25 protein-coding genes and 1 pseudogene are annotated in these 19,407 nt (G+C 58.3%); 8 read left to right on the top strand and 18 right to left on the bottom strand.

Annotated features, from left to right (window positions below; genetic code table 11):
* Positions 1-176: 176 nt before the first annotated feature.
* The 8 genes from A9O65_RS15590 to A9O65_RS15555 form a co-directional block, all read right to left on the bottom strand.
* Positions 177-404, bottom strand: a complete 228-nt coding sequence (locus A9O65_RS15590; protein ID WP_064702595.1) for a hypothetical protein — start codon at positions 402-404, stop codon at positions 177-179.
* A gap of 90 nt (positions 405-494) precedes the next feature.
* A complete protein-coding gene (locus A9O65_RS15585; RefSeq protein ID WP_146077113.1) occupies positions 495-1,058 on the bottom strand; it encodes a hypothetical protein in 564 nt (187 codons plus the stop codon).
* Positions 1,059-1,348: 290 nt separating this feature from the next.
* Positions 1,349-1,816 (bottom strand): hypothetical protein, encoded by a 468-nt coding sequence (locus A9O65_RS15580; protein WP_064702593.1) that lies wholly within the window; start codon positions 1,814-1,816, stop codon positions 1,349-1,351.
* Positions 1,817-1,830: 14 nt separating this feature from the next.
* Positions 1,831-2,061, bottom strand: a complete 231-nt coding sequence (locus A9O65_RS15575; RefSeq protein ID WP_064702592.1) for a hypothetical protein — start codon at positions 2,059-2,061, stop codon at positions 1,831-1,833.
* Position 2,062: 1 nt separating this feature from the next.
* The gene (locus tag A9O65_RS15570; RefSeq protein WP_064702591.1) at positions 2,063-2,275 is read right to left on the bottom strand and encodes a hypothetical protein; all 213 of its coding nucleotides are present in this window, start codon (positions 2,273-2,275) and stop codon (positions 2,063-2,065) included.
* Between the two features lie 122 nt (positions 2,276-2,397).
* A complete protein-coding gene (locus A9O65_RS15565) occupies positions 2,398-2,631 on the bottom strand; it encodes a hypothetical protein (RefSeq protein WP_064702590.1) in 234 nt (77 codons plus the stop codon).
* Between the two features lie 77 nt (positions 2,632-2,708).
* The gene (locus A9O65_RS15560; RefSeq protein WP_074749358.1) at positions 2,709-3,269 is read right to left on the bottom strand and encodes an STY4534 family ICE replication protein; all 561 of its coding nucleotides are present in this window, start codon (positions 3,267-3,269) and stop codon (positions 2,709-2,711) included.
* 255 nt (positions 3,270-3,524) lie between these two features.
* Positions 3,525-4,079, bottom strand: a complete 555-nt coding sequence (locus A9O65_RS15555; protein WP_064702588.1) for a tyrosine-type recombinase/integrase — start codon at positions 4,077-4,079, stop codon at positions 3,525-3,527.
* A 395-nt stretch (positions 4,080-4,474) separates the two neighbouring features.
* Here A9O65_RS15555 and cfa point away from each other — a divergent pair, with 395 nt between their 5' ends.
* From cfa to A9O65_RS15535, 5 genes are all read left to right on the top strand, one after another.
* Positions 4,475-5,605 (top strand): cyclopropane fatty acyl phospholipid synthase, encoded by a 1,131-nt coding sequence (cfa, locus tag A9O65_RS15550; protein ID WP_064702587.1) that lies wholly within the window; start codon positions 4,475-4,477, stop codon positions 5,603-5,605.
* Positions 5,602-6,939, top strand: a complete 1,338-nt coding sequence (locus A9O65_RS15545; protein WP_064702586.1) for an FAD-binding oxidoreductase — start codon at positions 5,602-5,604, stop codon at positions 6,937-6,939. The genes cfa and A9O65_RS15545 overlap by 4 nt, the downstream gene beginning before the upstream one ends.
* A 186-nt stretch (positions 6,940-7,125) precedes the next feature.
* Positions 7,126-7,260: a hypothetical protein gene (locus A9O65_RS17505; RefSeq protein WP_258027409.1), complete on the top strand. Its 135-nt coding sequence runs from the start codon at positions 7,126-7,128 to the stop codon at positions 7,258-7,260.
* Positions 7,261-7,265: 5 nt separating this feature from the next.
* Positions 7,266-7,730: a fatty acid desaturase gene (locus tag A9O65_RS15540; protein ID WP_254783151.1), complete on the top strand. Its 465-nt coding sequence runs from the start codon at positions 7,266-7,268 to the stop codon at positions 7,728-7,730.
* Positions 7,731-7,968: 238 nt separating this feature from the next.
* Complete coding sequence (locus A9O65_RS15535; protein WP_064702585.1) at positions 7,969-8,661, top strand: hypothetical protein; 693 nt, start codon at positions 7,969-7,971, stop codon at positions 8,659-8,661.
* 135 nt (positions 8,662-8,796) lie between these two features.
* On the opposite strand, the pseudogene A9O65_RS17285 reads toward A9O65_RS15535, so the two are convergent.
* The 3 genes and pseudogenes from A9O65_RS17285 to A9O65_RS15525 all read right to left on the bottom strand — a co-directional run.
* Positions 8,797-8,906, bottom strand: a pseudogene (locus A9O65_RS17285) (IS1595 family transposase); the annotation flags it as partial.
* Between the two features lie 574 nt (positions 8,907-9,480).
* A complete protein-coding gene (locus A9O65_RS15530; protein WP_064702584.1) occupies positions 9,481-9,747 on the bottom strand; it encodes a GlsB/YeaQ/YmgE family stress response membrane protein in 267 nt (88 codons plus the stop codon).
* 451 nt (positions 9,748-10,198) lie between these two features.
* Positions 10,199-11,377 carry a fatty acid desaturase gene (locus A9O65_RS15525; protein WP_217641210.1) on the bottom strand — a complete coding sequence of 393 codons (1,179 nt, stop codon included), beginning with the start codon at positions 11,375-11,377 and terminating at the stop codon, positions 10,199-10,201.
* 210 nt (positions 11,378-11,587) lie between these two features.
* On the opposite strand from A9O65_RS15525, the gene A9O65_RS15520 reads away from it, so the two are divergent.
* Positions 11,588-12,052: a PRC-barrel domain-containing protein gene (locus tag A9O65_RS15520; protein WP_064702582.1), complete on the top strand. Its 465-nt coding sequence runs from the start codon at positions 11,588-11,590 to the stop codon at positions 12,050-12,052.
* A gap of 96 nt (positions 12,053-12,148) precedes the next feature.
* Here A9O65_RS15520 and A9O65_RS15515 read toward each other — a convergent pair whose 3' ends face one another.
* From A9O65_RS15515 to A9O65_RS17065, 7 genes are all read right to left on the bottom strand, one after another.
* A complete protein-coding gene (locus A9O65_RS15515; RefSeq protein WP_064702581.1) occupies positions 12,149-12,874 on the bottom strand; it encodes a Crp/Fnr family transcriptional regulator in 726 nt (241 codons plus the stop codon).
* 164 nt (positions 12,875-13,038) lie between these two features.
* Positions 13,039-13,761 carry a Crp/Fnr family transcriptional regulator gene (locus tag A9O65_RS15510; protein ID WP_064702580.1) on the bottom strand — a complete coding sequence of 241 codons (723 nt, stop codon included), beginning with the start codon at positions 13,759-13,761 and terminating at the stop codon, positions 13,039-13,041.
* A gap of 757 nt (positions 13,762-14,518) precedes the next feature.
* A complete protein-coding gene (locus tag A9O65_RS17385; protein ID WP_064702578.1) occupies positions 14,519-14,722 on the bottom strand; it encodes a hypothetical protein in 204 nt (67 codons plus the stop codon).
* 270 nt (positions 14,723-14,992) lie between these two features.
* On the bottom strand, positions 14,993-15,547 hold the full coding sequence (locus tag A9O65_RS15495) for a tyrosine-type recombinase/integrase (RefSeq protein WP_064702577.1): 555 nt from the start codon (positions 15,545-15,547) through the stop codon (positions 14,993-14,995).
* 152 nt (positions 15,548-15,699) lie between these two features.
* Complete coding sequence (locus tag A9O65_RS15490) at positions 15,700-16,221, bottom strand: hypothetical protein (protein ID WP_064702596.1); 522 nt, start codon at positions 16,219-16,221, stop codon at positions 15,700-15,702.
* Between the two features lie 140 nt (positions 16,222-16,361).
* Positions 16,362-17,036 (bottom strand): DUF5710 domain-containing protein, encoded by a 675-nt coding sequence (locus A9O65_RS15485; RefSeq protein WP_064702576.1) that lies wholly within the window; start codon positions 17,034-17,036, stop codon positions 16,362-16,364.
* A 374-nt stretch (positions 17,037-17,410) separates the two neighbouring features.
* Positions 17,411-17,752, bottom strand: a complete 342-nt coding sequence (locus A9O65_RS17065) for a DUF2726 domain-containing protein (protein ID WP_074749359.1) — start codon at positions 17,750-17,752, stop codon at positions 17,411-17,413.
* Between the two features lie 657 nt (positions 17,753-18,409).
* On the opposite strand from A9O65_RS17065, the gene hbs reads away from it, so the two are divergent.
* Positions 18,410-18,685, top strand: coding sequence for a non-specific DNA-binding protein Hbs (gene hbs / locus A9O65_RS15475; RefSeq protein WP_064702574.1), 276 nt, complete (start codon positions 18,410-18,412; stop codon positions 18,683-18,685).
* A gap of 274 nt (positions 18,686-18,959) precedes the next feature.
* Positions 18,960-19,253, top strand: coding sequence for a DUF4433 domain-containing protein (locus tag A9O65_RS17610; RefSeq protein WP_082920198.1), 294 nt, complete (start codon positions 18,960-18,962; stop codon positions 19,251-19,253).
* Positions 19,254-19,407: the final 154 nt, after the last annotated feature.

Below are 19,407 nucleotides of genomic sequence, written 5' to 3'. Positions count from 1 at the left end.
TAGATGAAGAGCCATGTATGGCCAATGCAAAAACGCCCCACGAAGGGGCGTTGTGAAAGGTTAATGGTGATTGTGGCGTTTGTGCCTTCGGTACAGTGTGGCGGCGGCAACCCCAAAGATTCCCAGCATGACGATGAGAATAGGGGAAACGCCGATGAAGAACTGCGCCAGGTCACTCATGATTCATCCTCCTCATTGAGCAGGCTCTTCAAAGAGTTAGCGATGAGGGCCGCCATGAAGAAGGTGAATGCCCCCACATATGCGGTGTTGACCTTATCAGGCTGAATTACAGTTCCCAGTAGAGCTGCCACGATACACGCCGCAGCCATCGTGGTTGCCGATCGATCCGCTACATCAAGTGTAGCATGCAACACGGCGTAGAATATTTTCTTTCGATATTTCATGGGCTTACTCCTGTTTGCGTAAACACAGGGGCAAGCCTCCACACGGGAAGCATGCTCCCCGTGTGGGTGGGTTTTCAGTCGCGCTACAGATCAGGCGGCATGAGCCGCTGGATCCTGGTAGCAACGTGAGTGAACCGTGGCGGTCCAGGTGTTGCGATGCACCTGCTTGAACCGCCCGTTCCGGTCCTTGACCTTCACTGGCTGACGGCCCTGGCAGGTCAGCGTCACGCAATCACCTGACGTCAGCTCGTGTTCATCCACCACGCGAGCCAGATCCACGCCCCATAGGGTGTGTTCCTGGTCACGCTGTCGCAGCGTGATGAAGTAGCTCACGCGGTTGCCCGGCTGGTGTTGATATGGCGCCTGGCCCAGGTCGACAATCTCGCCGCCTGTAGGTGTCTCTTCCTTGTTGGCTGATCGTTGGTCAGATTTCCTACGTTTGGCGGACTTGCTGGGCATGATCAAGTAGACGATCAGCAGCAAGATCAGCTGGAAGACCACCAATTCGGGATCCAACAACAAGGTAATCAACTCCAGACCGATAATGGCCAGCACAAGTCGGCCATACGGCATGTTGTAGATGGAACGGATGGCTCTCATGGTGATTCTCCTCTGGATGTGGAACAGATCCATGAGAAACACCACGCCCGTCACGGGAGGGTATCTCCCATGGTGGGCTCAAGGGCCAATCAGGCCGGTTTGGTAGGCAGCCTCCGACCGCGAAAGCGGCACTCGCACACTGGAGGCGCGGCGAGTTTGGGTAAGGGCGTCTCGTTGAGGCCGGTGAGACGGGCCGGGCTGTCCGAAAACAGCGAGCTTGCCTCTCTCATGCTAGTGAGGTGGCGATGACTGTCAAGGCAGTCGAGACGCCATGCAAAAGCCGCCCCGTAGGGCGGCTGACGTGAAAGGCGGCCGGTTTTAGCGGGGCTGAAAGCCCCTGGCCTTCACCGGCATCTCAAGGTCTCGCCATGTCTGTTGGCCGGTTCATCGAGCACGGTGGCAGCCAGGCCGTAAGACGACGCAACGTTGCGCAGCTCGGTGCGCCACAATGGCACCACCTGGTCCGGCGCACTGTCCAGCGCCTCGTCGTGTACCGCTTGGAGCGCGACGATCAACGACCAATGTGTCTCGGGCACGTGGCCATGATCCATCAATTGGTGCCAGTCCTTGCCCTCGATGCTGGCTCCGGGGAGGTCAGGATCGGGAGCAACGTGCTTATCCAGCGCTTGGTACTCCGCTTCGCTCATCAGGCAGCCGGCGGCGCACGCTCGGCCTTTGTCACCACGGTACCGGCAACCGGCGCCGTTAGATGTCATTGAGGGTGCCCCCTGCTTCAGCAAATGCCGGGCAACATGGTCGAAAACCTGCTGGGCCGTGGCCTCGGGCAGTGTGGCCAATGTCAATGTCGTCATGATGGGCACCTCACTCAGCGTTTGCTATCCGGTAGCCATGGGATCGACGTCGGGATGACGTCGAACACGTCTTCGAGCAGTACTGACTGGCCCCAATTGTCGATGGAGACGCAGTGGTGCCCTGCCAGGCTGGTCCAGCGATCATCCAGCAACAGGCCTTTCACTCTGTCGCCGTTGGGTCGCCGGTAAAGGACATGGCACTTGCGGTGACCGTCATAACGTTGATCGAACTCTCTGGGCTCCATTTCACGCCTCCTTGTCTATCAGGTCACGAATGACATAGCCGTGGTCACGCAACACGTTGGCTATCAACACGGGCGAATCGCTATTCCACTCGCGGCCATCGAGGATGGCGTGGATCTTGTCCAGGGAGTCTTCCAAGTTGCTGACGTGCGCCCTGACGGCCGAGAACGGCCCCAGTTCACGCAGAGCATCGGTGATATTGGATGGACGTTGCATGTTGTCTCCTCCAGTTCATCAACGAAGAACGGGGAGACAACACCCCCAACGGGGAAGTATCTCCCCGTGGTGGGTCGTGAGAAAGGGGGCGGCGCCAGTGACGCTCTCCCCACTTCAACTGATTATGGTCGCTCGCCTTGACGTTCCCAGTAGGGATCGTAGGCGAAGGGTATCTCCAGACACGGCCCCTCACCCGTTTCCGAAACGAAGGGGATGACCGTGAATGTCACGCCACGCGCGCGGAACTCCTCGAGGAGCTTTCGCGCCAAACGCGTGTCGCGAACGTAGAGATCGGATTCATGATGGCCGACGACCAGGTCGGCATGACGCATGGCGTCGTAGATAGAGGTGTCCATCAGTGTCTCCCAATGCGCAAGGGAGACACCGCCCGCTGGGGAGATGTCTCCCCAGGCGGGTCAGTGGATTGGAAAGGTTAGAGCGAGGCAGCCGCCGGTGTCTCGAAAGAGCCGGCCGATTCACCGGACTGAGCCGCGGCATAGCCGTTGGGCTGAGTCGGTGCCGGTACCTCTTGCGACGGGGTCGCATTGGCATGGTCAGCTTGTGGCGCCGGTGTGTCAGCGTTGTCGGAAGCCGGGGCTTCGCGCTGATAGACCGTGTCGCCATCGATCTTGATCCACTTCACCAGTAGCAGCCGACCTTTCAGGCTGACACCGGTTTCGCCCTGGCGATCGCCTTTCTTGTACACGAAAGTGTCTGTCCAGAGATCGCCCAGCTTGAAGCCAATAAGGACTTTCCGCTTCATGTCCACGGCTTGCTGGCATTTGCGGACCAGTTTCTGCGCTTCCTGACCGCTCACACGGCAATCGAAACGCGTATAGCTGACGTCGTCCGCCGGCCCGTTTAGGGCGTTGATATCGCAGGCCAGAAACGCTTCAGCGCGTTTCGGGTCCACGGTGCGGACACGGTTGAGATAGCCAACCCCTTCGACATGGAGGTTGAAGAAGGTGGTCTGAGCTTGAGTTGAAGTCGTCATGGTGGTTCTCCTTGAAGCAATAGGCATGCTCGGGAGACCACCTTCCCCATCGGGGAAGTGATTCCCCCGAGTGGGTAGGACGTCATGTAGAGAGCTGCCTCCAACCGCTAGAGCGGCACCCGCATGCTGGAGGCGCGGCGGGTTTGGGTAAGGGCGTCTCGTTGGTGCCGGTGAGACTCACCGGACTGTCCGAAAACAGCACTCATGCACTTCTCATGCTAGCGAGGCAGCACAGGCTGTCAAGCGGCATTGATCTTAGAAGACGAGCCTTTCGAATGGCCGGCCGGTCAGGGCCGTGTAGGCCCCGGTGATCTGGATATTGGCATGCCCCAGGTACTGCTGGACGATCCGCAGATCCACGCCGCTGATGATCAGGTGCACACCGCAAGCGTGACGGAGGGCATGGGGATGCCACTTCACGCCCAAGACCTGTTCGCTGAGCCGGTGCATCATGCGGCGAAAGCCATCGGCGCTGACTGGTGCACCCCGTTCGTTGACGAACACCAGTCCCGAAAAACGCCCGTCTTGTCGCTGATAGCGTTTCAGGGCACGCACCGTACTGCCTTGAAGAGGATGCGTACCATCGAGACTGCCCTTGATGCGGGTAACACGCAGCTCATGCGTGACCAGGTCGATGGCCGACCAACGTAGGACCACCAACTCCGAGACCCTCAGACCATGTTCGAAGGCGAGACGAATCATCAGCGCATCGCGCCGGCCGTGACGTTGGTGACGCATCGCGCCACGCATCAATCGGTGAACCTCATCCCGGGGCAGGTGTTGACAACCTCGTCGGGTGTCATTGGCCATCCGATTTCGAACTGTTCGGGTTTCGGTTAAAAGCCAGGCAGATAAAGTCTGCCAACGGCCTTAGGAGGTGGTGGTGCCTTCACGGTGCGCCTCATCACGCTCGGCCTACCGGACCCAACTCCGCAGGGTTTCGGGCGTGCAGCCGATCTTGGGGGAAATGGCGCCGATGGCCGCCCTTTGGGAGGGGTAGTCGGCTCCGTGGTCGAAGACCATACGGATCGCTTTGTCTTTAAATTCAGGGCTACATCTTTGGTTGCTCATGCCACTTCCTCCTATGCTCCAATCATAGCTTGGAAGTGTCCACTAGACCCGGGGCATTCTACTGATTAAGGCTAATGTGGGCGCGGTTATTGCGGTCGGACCCCGGCCATCCGATTCCTGAGAGGGACACGAGCATGTCAGCAAGACAACAAGTCACGGAACTGCTGAGCAGCGCTGACGTCGAGGTCGGAGGCGAGCGGCCCTGGGATCCCCAGGTCTACGACGAGCGGTTGTACCAGCGCGTTCTGGCCGAGGGGACACTCGGCGCTGGGGAGGCCTACATGGACGGTTGGTGGGACACCGAGCGGCTCGACGAGTTGTTCTTCCAGATGCTCCGGGCCAGCCTGGGCCACAAGGTGCGCACGCCGGCAATGCTCGGGCGGGTATTGCTGAGCTGGATCGGGAATGAGCAGAGTCGAGGGCGCTCGCGGCGGGTCGCGAAGCAGCACTACGATCTTTCGAACCGGCTCTACGAGGCGATGCTCGGGCCGACCATGCAGTACACTTGCGCCTATTACGGCCCCGACGGGGCCGACGCGCCCCTGGACGAGGCCCAGCGTGCGAAGCTGGAGCTCATTGCACGCAAGCTGCACCTGGAACCGGGCATGCGTGTACTCGAGCTGGGCGGAGGGTTCGGCGAGCTGGCCCGGTTTCTGGCTGCGGAGCACGGATGCGTGGTGGACAGCTACAACATCAGCAGCGAGCAGGTGGAGTACGCGAGAGGGCTTTGCGAAGGCCTGCCGGTCGACGTTCGACAGCAGGACTACCGCGAGGCGGCCAATGATTCCCGGCAATACGACCGTGTCCTGAGTGTCGGCCTGATGGAGCACGTCGGGCCGAAGAACTTTCGCGCCTTCTTCGAACTGGTCCGGGCCCGCCTGAAGCCCGGTGGCCTGGCGCTGCTCCACACCATCGGCGGCAACATCAGCCACGGCGGCACTGACCGCTGGATCGCGAAATACATTTTCCCTGGCGGCGTGATCCCGGCCGAGGCTCAGCTCACCCGGGCCAAGGAAGGTCTGTTCGTGCTCGAGGACTGGCACAACTTCGGCCCGGACTACGACCGCACACTGATGGGCTGGGACGACAATTTCGTCGCCGCCTGGCCGGATCTGCAGCAAAGCGAAGGGCTGGACGAGCGCTTCTACCGGATGTGGCGCTATTACCTGTTGAGCTGTGCCGGCGCCTTTCGGGCGCGCCATCTTAATCTCTGGCAGCTCGTGCTCAGCCACGGTGATCTGCCGCGCTATGTGTCAGTCCGATGAGTAAAGCCGCCTGGGACGCCCACCGCGCCCGCGTGGAGGCGATGGCCACGGCGCTGGCCGAGTCCGACGGGCCAGTACGCCTTAGAAAGCCCACCAGCAACTTGTTCAGGCCGCGCGAGGATGCCCGCCGGACCGGGATCGACGTGGGATCGCTCAACCATGTCATCGAGATCGACGTCGAGACCTGCGTCGCCGAGGTCGAGGGCATGACGACCTATGCCGACCTGGTCGATGCAACTCTGCCGCATGGCCTGGCCCCGGCCATTGTGCCGGAACTCAAGAGCATCACGATCGGCGGCGCAACCGCCGGGATCGGCATTGAGTCGGGCGCGTTCCGCTACGGCCTGGTGCACGACATGGTGCAAGAGCTCGACGTCCTGGTCGCCGACGGCCGCGTGTTGACCTGTTCGCGCGAGCAGCGCCCGGAACTGTTTTACGGCTTTCCGAACTCCTACGGTAGCCTCGGTTACACCACGCGGGTCCGCCTCCGCCTGATTCCGGTGCAGCCTTATGTCCGGCTCCAGCACACCCGTTTCCGCGAGCCCGAAGAACTGTTCGCCGCGATCGGCGAGGAATGCGCGCAACCGACATGCGCTTTTCTCGATGGCGTGTACTTCGCCCCCGGAGATTTCGTGCTGACCCGCGCGCATTTCATCGAATCGCTGCCAGCGGGCACCGAGGCCAGCGACTACACCTGGCTCCGCCAGTATTGGCGGAGCCTGCGCGAGCAGCGCGAGGATTATCTGAGCATCCACGACTACCTCTGGCGCTGGGACACCGACTGGTTCTGGTGCAGCAAGAATGTCGGTGCCCATCTCACGCCGGTGCGGCTGCTTCTCGGACGTAAGCGTCTGTCGAGCGTCACTTACCAGAAGATCATGCGCTCCAGCCGGCGCTGGCCGCTGAGCCTGCTCCAGTCCATTCGGCCGCGCACCGAGGCGGTGATCCAGGACGTCGACATCCCGATCGCCAACGCCGCGGCGTTTCTGGAAGATTTCGAGGCCGAAATCGGCATCCACCCAGTGTGGATCTGCCCGTTTGTCGTTCCCGACGCCGGGTTCTCGTTGTTCCAGCTGCGTACCGATACCTCGTACATCAACTTCGGTTTCTGGGACATGGTCCGCTCCAGCGAGCCCGACGGTCACTACAACGCCCGGGTCGAGGAGCTGGTCGCGAAGCACGGCGGCAAGAAGAGCCTGTACTCGCGCAGTACCTACGACGAGACGACGTTCTGGCAGAACTACGACCGCCCGGCCTATGAGGCCCTCAAGCGCGAATGCGACCCCGACGGGCGCTTTCCGGGGCTCTATGAAAAGGCGGTCAAACTGGGCTAAGACCGGTTGTCTCCGTGCGGAAAATGCTTGTCCACCCCTGGCTTGTTGCGCGCAAGGAAATCGAGGGAGACCGGGACGATCGCGATCGACTGTGAATGCTCCGTCGCGCGTCTTGGTTTTCGTGGTCCGACCGCATCAACGTAGTTGGCGCTTTGAACCCCACCCTGGGGCATCGACACCTAGAGCGTGCGTGAATACCAGGCCCTGCCGCGGGCGCTATACCGCCACCCGCTGATCCTGTTCGGCCTGGATCCGGTCTACCTGCTCATGTTGCAGAACCGGGTACCCGTCGGATGCATGCGCGCGGGATGGATGCCGTGAGCACCATGGGTACGAATGCGGCCATTGTGCTGGTCGTCATTGCGATGATGTCGCTGGTGGGGGCGGGAACCTTTCTTCTGGTGCACCTGCCGATCGCGATTCTGGCTTCTTCCATCGGCGTCTGGCTGTTCTATGTTCAGCACCAGTTCGAGAATACGCGTTGGGCGCATAACGAGGAGTGGTCGTTCCACGAAGCGGCGCTCTATGGGAGCTCCTACTATGATCTGCCGGCTCCGTTGCGCTGGATCACAGCGAATATCGGGGTACACCACGCCCATCATCTCGCCAGCCGCATTCCATGCTACCGGTTGCCTGAAGTGCTGACGGATTTCCCCCAGCTTCGCGAGATCAGTCGTCTCACCCTGAAGCAAAGCCTCGAGTGCGCCCAACTTGCCCTGTGGGACGAGGAGCGGCGGCGTCTGGTCCTCTTCGAGCACGCGAACGCGGAGACGCCTCCGGTACGCGCGTGAGCGCATAACTCGACTGAAGAATTAGATCTAACCGCTTCAGGAAACCATGCGTTTGGCAACGAGGCCGTCCATGCTTGTACTCACCGGCGAAACCGACTAATGCCTTTGGATCGCCGAGGTCTACAATCTAGGAGAGGTCTCCACAATCCCTCGCCAGTGGCGCCAGTTCTCTCGTTGACGTCGCTTCACTGCCACGAGTGCTGCGCCGCCCTTGTTCACGCACTCCAGGAGAGATCCAATGTACCTGTCTTACGTGCGAGCGATACTGATTGGCATCGGCCTCTGCACAACTGGGGCCACCCTCGCGGAGACGCCAGCATTTCCGGCGTCGACGGTTCAGGAGGTTGAGGCTGAGGCGCTTTTCCCTCTGGTCCCCAGTAAAAGCACGTTCGAGGTGGTGGACGGAGATGGCGAGGGACGGCAGGTCGTGATGGAACTGAGTTCAGCAGACGGGGAAGGCCGCTGGGAAGTTCGATTTGGCGACTATAACATCCTTCATCTATCCAAGCTCCGGGATGGCAGCGTGCTGCTCACCGGTCTGGACGTGCTCACGCAAGGCCAGACCGTGCAGTACGAGCCGCCCGTGGTGCTGCTACCCAATAGGATCGTGCCCGACAGGACATGGAGCGCCTCTGGCAGGGCTACGGTCGTTAACATAGAGACGCGAGAGGTCGAACACACAGGTGATTACCAGCACCGAGTCATGCCCATCACTCGAGAGCGGTATGTGACTCCGGCGGGTAATTACGAGGGTTTCCTGGTGCCGCTCGAGCAGACCATCGATCTTGAGGCTCAGGCGGTGATCCGGTTGTCGCTCGATCTCGGCTTCTTCCCCGGCAAAGGTCTGGTGAAACGTTCGATGAAGTTCGTCGTCGACAAACCCTTGTTTTTCGGCTCAATCACACGGCGCACAGCAGAGCTCACCCGTTAGGGCCAGGTTTTGGGAGATCAGTGAGGGGGTATCAGCCATTAATCACAGGCTGTAGGGAAGTCTTCTGAAGCACCCGGACGACTGGCTTAGGTTTTCTCGCTCTCCCGTAAGCAGGTGGAAAAAATACCTTCCTGATTACGCATATGGTTCAGCTATTTTCAGGAACCGGTACGGCATCGGTGGGGGCTCACCGTCACCGTGAGAAAGCGCGGAATCATGGTCTTGAGGTCATAGCACCGATTGAAAAGGCTGAGCCCTTGAGCCCGCATTCGACTGAAAGGCGTACCGGGGGGATGAAAAGGAATCTCCCATCATGACGCAAAACCATGATCCCGCCTCCGCCATGCTGGATAGGGACTGGTGGCATACGCTTTGGCCGAACCCTGACAGGGTGGGCAGGGCCTTTGTGATGGTCCGAACCATTGTCCGAGGAGGATCCATGGCTCAAGTACTTCATCAACGCGCCAAGACTACACACGTCATCCGATAAGACATACAGCGATCGCCAGCTTCGGTCGCGGAGCTGAGCCACTAAGGCTGGTTTATGGAGGTAAATTCCTGCCGGAGGCCCTCTAGAATGGACGCATGACCGAAGACGAAATGCAGGAAGTGGTTCGCTCGGCAGAGGGGACGACGCCCTGGAAAAGGTGTACGCGGTCGTCATGGAAACCGACGGATCGTTCAGCATTGTCCCCCGTGGCGAGGACGGAAATGGTTCCAGTCTCATCGGTATCGACAGGCCCCAGCCGTTCCGGGAGTCCACCGATCGATAATTCTCAAATCCTTTTCACCAATCAGGGGAACGAAAACGCTGATTTATCAGTGTTTCCTGATACGTTGGAAAACGTTCAGGATAGCCAGCAGTATTATCGCGCCGATCAGCGATACTATGAAATTCATGATGGTGATGCCCTCGTTGATGGAACCGGAACCGAGCAGCGGCCCGATCAGAAATCCGCCAATCATTGCGCCGACGATGCCGACCACAATGTTGAGGATAATGTCCTGCTGGGCGTTGATGCCCATGATCATGCTCGCGATCCAGCCGACCAGGCCCCCCATGATGAGCCATATGATGATGCCCATGAATTTTTCCTCCAGGTGGTCTTGACGCAAACGGCGCCGGAAGATTGAGCTTACAGCTGTCGTTACACGGTTACTGTGCGCTACCGCACCCTAGAGAATCAGGGGAAATAACGGTGGCCAGCCGACTGGGTGCCGAACAGCTATACGCGCAACTGCACCAACTCATCACCTGTCATTGGGAATTCAGCTGGCCAGTATCTTCCGCATTGTTGAGTTCAACCAGATAACGCAGTCCGCCTATCATTGGTGAGGAAAAATTCGTAAAAAAGCAACCGATTACCAAGAAGCAGCTGCACGAGTTGTGGTATCATGCGCTCGAGATGGAACGGATGGCTTCATATCTGGATCGCAACGTACGGCGCTGATCACGATCGCAGGGTAGGCCCTTTCCGGTGGTTGCCGAATGCACACTCCTGACAGGCTTAGACGTCCTTATAATCCTGAAGACCGGTCAGACATTTGCCTCCCTAAAGCTCACCAAACGGTGCTTCTTCTCATCCCACAGGGCCAGACGCACAGATGCGAGGCTCTGCCATAGGGTGAGGCGGCCGATACCACGTAGCTCGGGATGATCGCGCAGCACATCGGGCAGGCGGTAGAAGGGAATGCGGCTGCATAGGTGATGGACATGGTGCACCCCGATGTTAGCGGAGAACCAACGTAAGATGCCGGGTAGGTCATAGTGCGAGCTACCGTACAGCGCCGCTTCCTGGAAGGTCCAGTCAGGGTCATGCTCCCAAAAGGTGTCTTCGAACTGGTGCTGGACATAGAAGAGCCAGACACCGATCGTTCCGGCGAGCAGCGTGATGGGCAGTTGCACGAGCAGGAAGGGGCCGATGCCGACCAGCCAGATCATGGCGGCAACGAGGACCAGAATGGCCGCATTGGTCGCCATGGTACTCAGCCAAGGCATCCAGCCTGCGCGCATGAAGCCTACCGGCAATCGATTGTCGAGCAGGAATATGTACGCGGGGCCGAGAGCGAAGAGGACGAGGGGATGACGATAGAGGCGGTAACGCAGCCTCTCTTTGCGAGGCAGGGCGCAAAACTCCTCGACCGTCAGGGTGTCGATGCCACCGATACGCGGGCGGTCGAGATTACCGGAGTGGGCATGATGGAGCCGGTGGGTATGGCGCCAGAAATCAAAGGGAGTCAGGGTCAGCACGCCGATCGCCCGTCCGACCCAGTCATTGGCACGCTTTGAAGGGAAGAAGGCGCCATGGCTGCAGTCATGCTGGATCATGAACAGGCGAACGAGAAAGCCTGCGGCGGGCAGGGTGAGTATCAGGCCAAGCCAGTGGCCAGCGCTCAGCGCTGCCCAGGAGAGGGTCCAGAGCAAGCCGAAAGGAATCAGCGTGATCAACAACTCGACGAGGCTACGAGTGATACGTGGCGTGCGGTAGCCTCCCAGAACACGTATGAGGTTACGCGGTTCGTGGGTGAGGTCGTTTTTCTGCCGTGGGGTTTCCATTTTCAGGCTCCTGTCCGGTCCAGTAAGCCCTACCGAGATCTGCGGCCTTCGGCGGGGGCGTGTATGGAAGTTCGGGGGCACGTCAAGGATGCGCCGAGAGATGGTGAGGTGTATGTGCGCTTGCGTACATTGATAATTCAGTGCCGAGAAGGAATCCACCCCGCCGAATTCGTTGATGCCTTCGATTCTTCTCGAAACAGAATATGGGGTAAGCTCTGTCTGAAAAAACGACAGCGATCATGTGTTCGTTACCGCACCGACAAATCATTATCTTATGCCTACTATAAAATGGTATTCCCGAAATTAGGGATCTGCACTATAGACCCTTATGGGGCCGGCAGACTGTCATAAAAGAGAGGGTAACTAACCATGAAGAAACTAACCACATTGATTCTTTACGCCGCTATTGCCTCGCCCTTTGCACTGAGCACGGTCGCAGTTGCGGAGAACCAAGACAACATGCAGGCAGACGAAAAGCAGTCTTCCGGCATGCAAGATGCTAACCAGAAGAATGCTAGTGAGCAGCGTACCAACGAGCCACAATTTAGCAGTAAGCCCTCGAGTGCGTTCTACGCTACTGATGTCATCGGAAGTAACGTCAAGCACCGCCAATCAAATGAGGGTATTGGCGAAGTCAAGGATCTAATCATCGAAAAAGATGGCCGTATCATTGGCGTTGTGGTGACGACTAGTGGCTTCTTGGGACTCGGTGGACAGGACACTGGATTAGGATGGGATCACATAGAGCACAGCATGGAAGATGAAGAATCCGTGTTCTACACGGATATGGAAGAGGAAGCGTTGCGCAACTCACCCAAGTTCGAGCGCGATTGATCCAAGCTGTAGAGAACGGGGGCACACCGTGCCCTCGTTTTTTGGGTAACATCCTCGAAAGCTGTATGTCGATCTCAAGCTACAAGCGAAATTCTGCTATTGAAGGGTGCTCGGGTCGGTGATGATCCGACGGTAGAGATTTAGATCAGAGGCATAGCAGTCACAAGAGGCCTCGATCAGCCCTGCCCGGTCCAGCACCGTAATGTCTCCACGGTGATAGCAGATCAGCCGACGCCTCTGAAGCGCCATGGCGGCCAGGGTGATGCCGGCACGACGAACCCCCAGCATCATGGCCAGGAACTCATGGGTAAGATGCAGCTGATCCGAGTGTGCACGATCCTGAGTCATCAAAAGCCAACGCGCGAGACGGGCCTCGACCTGATGAAAGTGGGTACATGCCGCCACTCGGGATAACTGGTGCATCAGCACATAGAAATAGCGTCCCAGCAGAATCTGGAGTGCAGGACTCTGCGTCAGGTGACGGCCAAAGACCGCCGCCGGCATGCGAAGTGCTGGCCCCGTTCCCTGCACTAGGGCGCGCAAGGGCGACTCCTCGAGCCCCAGGATCAAGGGCATCCCCAGCATACCTTCATTGCCGACCATCGCTACTTCCAGCCGCTCCCTGCCACTCAAATCGGCGATCAGGGAAATGAAACTATCGAGAGGAAAGTGGACATGCAGGATCTGCTCTCCGGGCTCGGAGATCACTTCACCGAACGCCAGGTCGGTGGCATCGCAGTCAGCAAGGAAAGATGCCCTGACCTGGCGCGGCAAGCTGTCGATAAGGTGGTTGGTCATCGTGCTTGAGGGAGAAGGTTTCATGTGCACGCTCCAAGAAAGTATCGGCAAATCGGCACATGGTTGGCAATCACCGACAAGCCGCTAAGCGAACATTGGCATGTCCATCATCATGCCGTCGGTGCGTCAGGAAACATACACAGAATACGCCCTCGAGCACCATACCGCTCCGCGAGGCACATGGCCCTTCACAAACCTGGGCGATGATAGCTCAGCAGTCGATTGTACTCCTTCTTGACGACCCCATAGCACTCACAGACCCGCGCTTCTAGGCCGGGCCTGTCCAGAATACTAATGCGCCCACGATGGTAGGAAATCAGACCGGCCCTCTGCAGCTTACCGGCCGACTCGGTGACGCCCTCTCGACGGACGCCAAGCATGTTGGCGATCAGTTCCTGGGTCATGACCAGCTCATTGGTCGGCAAACGATCCAGGCTCAGCAACAGCCAGCGACACAGCTGCTGATCCAGGCTGTGATGCCGGTTGCATACCGCGGTCTGTGCCATTTGAGTAAGCAATGCCTGGGTGTAACGCAGCAGCAGTCCCTGAAGGGGGCCCGCACGATAGAACTCGTCCTTCAGCAGCTGCCCCTTGAGGCGATAGGCGGTGCCAGCACTCTGCACGATGGCTCGGCTTGGTGTGGTTTCGCCACCCATGAACAGCGAGATACCGACGATTCCCTCGCCACCGACGACACCAATTTCTGTCGAATCACCATCTTCCATCACACACAGCAGCGATACGATGCAATCCGTCGGGAAATAGACATGTCGCATCATCTGTCCGGACTCGACCAGCGAATCTCCCAGCTTCAACTCGATCCTTTCCAAGTTGTCCGCCAACCGTTTATATTCATCCAGCGCTAGAGCCGCCAGCAAGTGATTCTGACGTGGATCATGTTGCAGGGACATGAAAGAAACTCCTGTACATATATCGGTCAAGCTACTCCAAAAAGGGTTACGAAAAGTGGACGAGTCTGGTGGTGGCCGACGATACCAGGCTACCACTGGATAGTATTGCCAAACTTTCCACCCGATCACGACAAGAGACAAACAACAGGCCGTTCTGTAGTGCAAGGCTGTCGATAACTCATTGAACCCCATGGATAAATGCTGACTCAGACACCGCTCGCCGCACTACCCAGCATGCCGGATAGTGCAGGAATCGAAGATCGATGCTGTGTACGTTAGCGTACGGAAGCGTCTTTGGCACGTTCCGGCTACGAGTAGCACGCCGTACTGTTATCGCGTGTCGCTGGACCCCGAGCAGTTGGAGCAGGAAGTGGATTGTCTCGGCGGCCTATGGCCTGACTTCAATCTCGCGTTCTGGACCGATGGAGTCACGCAACGACGTCCGCTGCGTCAGCTGTCCAGCTGGCACCTTGCGCTGTCACTGGCAGCGGGAGTCATATCGGGCATCATGACCTCGAGGACGAGGCGTCAGTTGGTCGAGATGTGTCGGTTGGAGAAGTCTGAGGGCCGCAAGGTCTTGGTCTACTCCACCCATACCGGCAAGCGTGACACGACGAGCAGACAGGGTTGCGATCGAGCGTCGACACTAGCTGTCGCGAGGACTGGATCGCGGATCAGGTAGAGAAAGGCATCAATGTCCTGATCAGCAATCCCGAGTTGGTGAAGACAGGCTTGGATCCTCTCGACTTCCCGACGATCACGTACCGACGGGATAGGCTGACAGCGCCTTGGCGGCTTCCTGGAGCAGGTGGTCGACTTGATCGAGCTCGTAGATCCCCCATTGGTCGGCCAGCATCGGACTGATCGCGACACAATCCCGATACAGGCGGGAGGACAGACGAACTTCATGGTCGCCGAAGCCTTGCTTCCGGGACGTCAGCGTTACATCGACTGAATGCATGGTGGGTCTCCTCTGGATGCGGAAAGGGATCCATGAGAAACACCACGCCCGTCATGGGAGAGTGTCTCCCATGGCGGGTTAATAAGGCCGTTGAGGCCTGGCTGGTAGGGTGCCTCCGACCGCTGGAGCGGCACTCGCTTGCGGGAGGCGTGGCGAGTTTGGGTAAGGGCGTCTCGTTGGGGCCGGTGAGACCATCCAGGCTGTCCGAAAACAGCACTCATGCACTTCTCATGCTAGCGAGGCAGCACAGGCTGTCATGCGGCATTGATCTTAGAAGACGAGCCTTTCGAACGGCCGGCCGGTCAGGGCAGTGTAGGCCACGGTGTTCTGGATATTGGCATGCCCGAGGTACTGCTGGACGATCCGCAGATCCACTCCGCTGTTGATCAGGTGCACACCGCAAGCGTGACGAAGGGCATGAGGATGCCACTTCACGCCCAGGACCTGTTCACTGAGCCGGTGGAGCATGCGGCGAAAACCATCGACGCTGACTGGTGCCCCCCGTTCGTTGACGAACACCAGTCCGGAAGAACGCCCGTTTTGTCGCTGATATCGCTTCAGGGCTCTCACCGTGGCGCCTTGCAGGGGATGCGTGCCATCGAGACTGCCTTTGATACGGGTGACATGTAGCTCATGCGTGACCAGGTCGATGGCCGACCAACGCAGGGCCACCAGCTCTGACACCCGCAGGCCATGTTCGTAGGCGAGACGAATCATCAGTGCATCGCGCCGGCCGTGACGTTGGTGACGCATTGCGCCGCGCATCAACCGGTGAACCTCATCCCGGGTCAGGTGTTGACGACCTCGTCGGGTGTCATTGGCCATCCGATTTCGAACTGTCCGGGTTTCAGTGGTTGGGAGGTCATCGACCGCTGATATCGACCCCGCGTCTGACATGGCCTGTATGCCTCCTGTTCGGTAGAACTGTCCGGTTTTCGGTTGGAAGGCAGACAGTTGTCGTCTGGTGGTGGAAAACGTTACCGGTTCGCGACCCTTGTCTCCCCGACCCCAAGGGTACTGTACCAGCGGGCTTCTTCCTGCTGTCGCTTTTCGATCGCGGCCGCTTCGGCCTGTTCGGAAGTGGCAAATCGCGATTTCGGGGTGCCGTAGCTGAAATGCTGACTGCGCTTGTGCGATCGTCCGTCGGGTCGTCGTTCGTACCAGGTGGCGGTCCAGACGGTCGTGCCGTTGGGCCGCTCGTAGTGGAAAACGCCCGTGATGGGACCTGCAGGCGTCGTGCGATGCTTGGCAACCGAGCGCTTTGTCACGTGGAGCAGATCCGCCCAGCGCTGTTCGCCCCAGATCTCGGGGCCGCGCTGGTCCCGGTATTCCAGGCAGCGCAGGAAGGTGTCGTACTCGGACGGCTGACGGGCAATCGATCGAGACTCCGGCTGGCCGGAAGGGCGCGGGATACGCACGACGGGGTTGTCGTGACTATGTGGCCACGATACGTACTTGGTGTTCTCCCAAAGCTGTGGCAGTTGTAGCTTGTCGTGCACGAGGGCCTGTCCCAGATTGTCCAACCTATTGTACTCGTCTGAAGTGCAGCATGACCGAAACTGTCACTTCCAGGATCGAGAGAGGGAATCATTCAGTTCCGCCCCCTTCGCGGAATGTGACAACCTGCTGCCCGTGAGATTCACTCCCCCCCAATCTGCATGTAGTCCATAAAGTCGTCTGTTGCATACCTTATATCGCAATTCGCATCAAACTTTTCATTGATCCTGAAGAGGAACATTTTGTTGGCTTGTTCTGGTGACGTTGGAAAGAAGGCTCCACCCGGTTCACTGTGCATGAAAAAGTCTCCAAGCTTCGCCCCGCAGTGCTGGCAGTGATTCATGAAGTATCGGGATCCAGCCGTTTTGCTGTATGCCAACTTGAAGGTCTCAGTGAACCGATGCATCTGTTTCACTACCCGAGGAGAGAGACTATGAACGTTCGACACCGTGCCCCGATGGCCGTGGCTTTTCCATTCGCCTAACCCCCTGGTGAGCGTGAATTCCTCTTCGTCGTCCTCAATATACTGAAACTCTTCGTGCTCCTCAGGAAGCTTGAATGAAAATACACGTGTCAGGGCATTGCATTTCCAGCAATCGGATAACGACTCCATCACGTAGTAGTAGGGCGATCTGACAAGAAACTCAGGCTCGTGTTCTAGCTCGAAGTCATTGGGTATCGGCAACCACCGTGCCAGCTGGCCGACTTCAGCCCCATCAGGGATATACCAGGTCTTCGCCTGCGGATCCCATCGCGCGCCGAGCGACTTTGCTTCATCCTTTTGAGAATACGGGACATCTAGATCAATTCTTGCCATCAATAAAATCCATATCCATTTATTTCCGAATCGAAAGATCATCCTGGCGGCGCCCAGAGTCGGATGAAACTACACGATGCGGTAAGAAGTGAGCGGTTCCGTGGACTGTCCAGGATACCAACAAATATCCGACTGAACTCGTCCGGCGGCAGATTCAGCCGCCTTATTCGAACGCATTATGGATGAGCACATAAAGCGCTTCGACAAAATTCACGATGGTTGTCGTCGTGCATATCGGTTCCGGCATATATAGGCACACATCTCTGCGAAAGACCTTGAGGAGGGGCACCGGGTAGGTGCGAGAGTTCAGGGGCCTTGACGTAATCTTCAGACGTTACAAGTCGGCGTAGACGGGCCATGGTAGGCCTCCCGTCTCATTGACGCGGTTGAGGCGACTGTCGCTGCCATTGCTGAGAAGTGGCTTTGCGGGAATCTGTTCCCCCGGATGCTCTGGCGCGTTCCTGCAGCCGATTGAGCAGATGAGTCGATAAGGCCTGACGATCCAACGGCGGATGGACCTCAATGTAGTGGATCCCCGCCTTCTCCAGGGCAATCTTCTTGATCCCATCGCGTAGCCCGGTGTCACTGCTCAAGTTGTGACCCGATCCTTGATATTCCACTGCGGCGACGGGATTGCCATAACGATCGGTGACGAGCACATCGACACGTTTGCTGTTGATGGCTCGATACGCCTCATCATCCGCCGTAGAGAGCACCTCGCAAAGACCCGATGGCCCGCTTGCATCGCCCTGGCGGCCCGTTCGGTGGCCTGAAAGACCTGGTGTTCTTCCCGATTCATCAGGCGGCGAGGCCGGTACGAGGCGAGTGCCGCCTGTGATAGCTGGTCTTTTTGCCACGCGAGAGGATCAGGAGTAGTCGGGGGTAGCTCAGTCCGGCGCTCCTGCTGTGTTGGCCACGGCGTTTGATCGGCAGGGGGCCGTAGCGATGTGGGCGTCCTCCGTCGCTTTGAACGCAGGTACGCGATGACCGCGACAGCGAGAACCAGATAGAAGAGAATTTCCATGGCATCCTTGCTCCGTTTGACTTCGATGCGGCCCCATCCCTGGGGCCGTAACTGGTTAGGCTAGCACCTACCGTGGAGCGCGTGCACCACGCGGTGCTGGCTGAGGTGGACAGCCCCCGGGCGTTCAGCTGGAAGCGCTATCCCTTTCCCCATCTTCCCTTTGGCCCTTTCGCCCTTTGGGGTTGCCACCCTCTATCCTATACGGGTAAGCCCCTTCCCCTTGGGGGCGCCATTCCCTTGTCTGCCATTTTACCCTTTGCGGTTGCCATTTGAGTTCGACGCTCAGTAGGCTGCCAATGCGGGCGGTCGTCGCCCGGCTTTCGCCAATGACGCTGGAGAGGGACTACCCATGAACAAGTCGGAACTCGTGAAACAGATCGCTGACACCGCGGAACTGTCCCAGGCGCAAGCAGAACGCTGCCTGACCGCCTTCACGGACGCCGTGGCCAAGACGCTGTCCCAGGGAGACAAGCTCACCCTCCTCGGCTTCGGGACCTTCGAGACACGCGAACGGGCGGCCCGTACCGGGCGCAATCCGCAGACCGGCGAGGAGATGACAATCCCTGCCGCCAAGGTGCCTGCCTTCAAGGCTGGCCAGGGGCTCAAGGATGCTGTACGGGGTTGATCGACTTTGATGCTCCGCAATGATCAGTAGTGCGAGATTGCCTGCCACCCTACCAGGCAGATCTCGCCATACTGCTTGAGGAATGCGCGCTTTCTTTCAATAGGATGGAACAGGACACACGGCCTGAGAGCCCTGCAGACGCATCTTGTCGACTGAAGCCCCGAAGCATGATGTACTACCAGGTGCAGCCAAAGTGGGTGGGTGAATGCTGGATAGTCTTACGTTCCATTGCCAACGGATTCCCCAAATCCCCACTATTGAGGAGCATGTATAGATGACTGTCCCAGATCGACCCAAGCTGTACCATATTGTCCACCATGATCGCCTACGCTCAATTCTGGGCAGTAACGGGTTAATCTGTGATTCAATTATGGCTAATCAGCCTGGGGTCGGAACGACCGTTGGCATGTCTACCATCAAGCAAAGACGCTTAAATGAGCTCACTCTGGATAGCCACCCTGGGCTCTATGTCGGCGAGTGTGTACCATTTTATTTCTGCCCTCGCTCTATTATGTTATTCGTGCTTCATAAGGCAAATCATCCTGAATTAAATTGGGTCATCATCTAATGTAGTGGGTGCTGGTTCCAACTGGCCTTCAGTTCTTCCACCATAGTTCCTGTCATGATCACACTATGATGGGAAGACCATGCACCAGAACCCGCTATACGAACGTATCCTCGGCCTTTCCACTCCATGGTTCGTCAGCCATGTGGACCTTGAT

This window comes from Halomonas caseinilytica (assembly GCF_001662305.1).
GTDB lineage: Bacteria > Pseudomonadota > Gammaproteobacteria > Pseudomonadales > Halomonadaceae > Halomonas > Halomonas caseinilytica.
The sequence above is the reverse complement of the archived record's forward strand: the minus strand, read 5'-3'. Positions and strand labels throughout refer to the sequence as shown.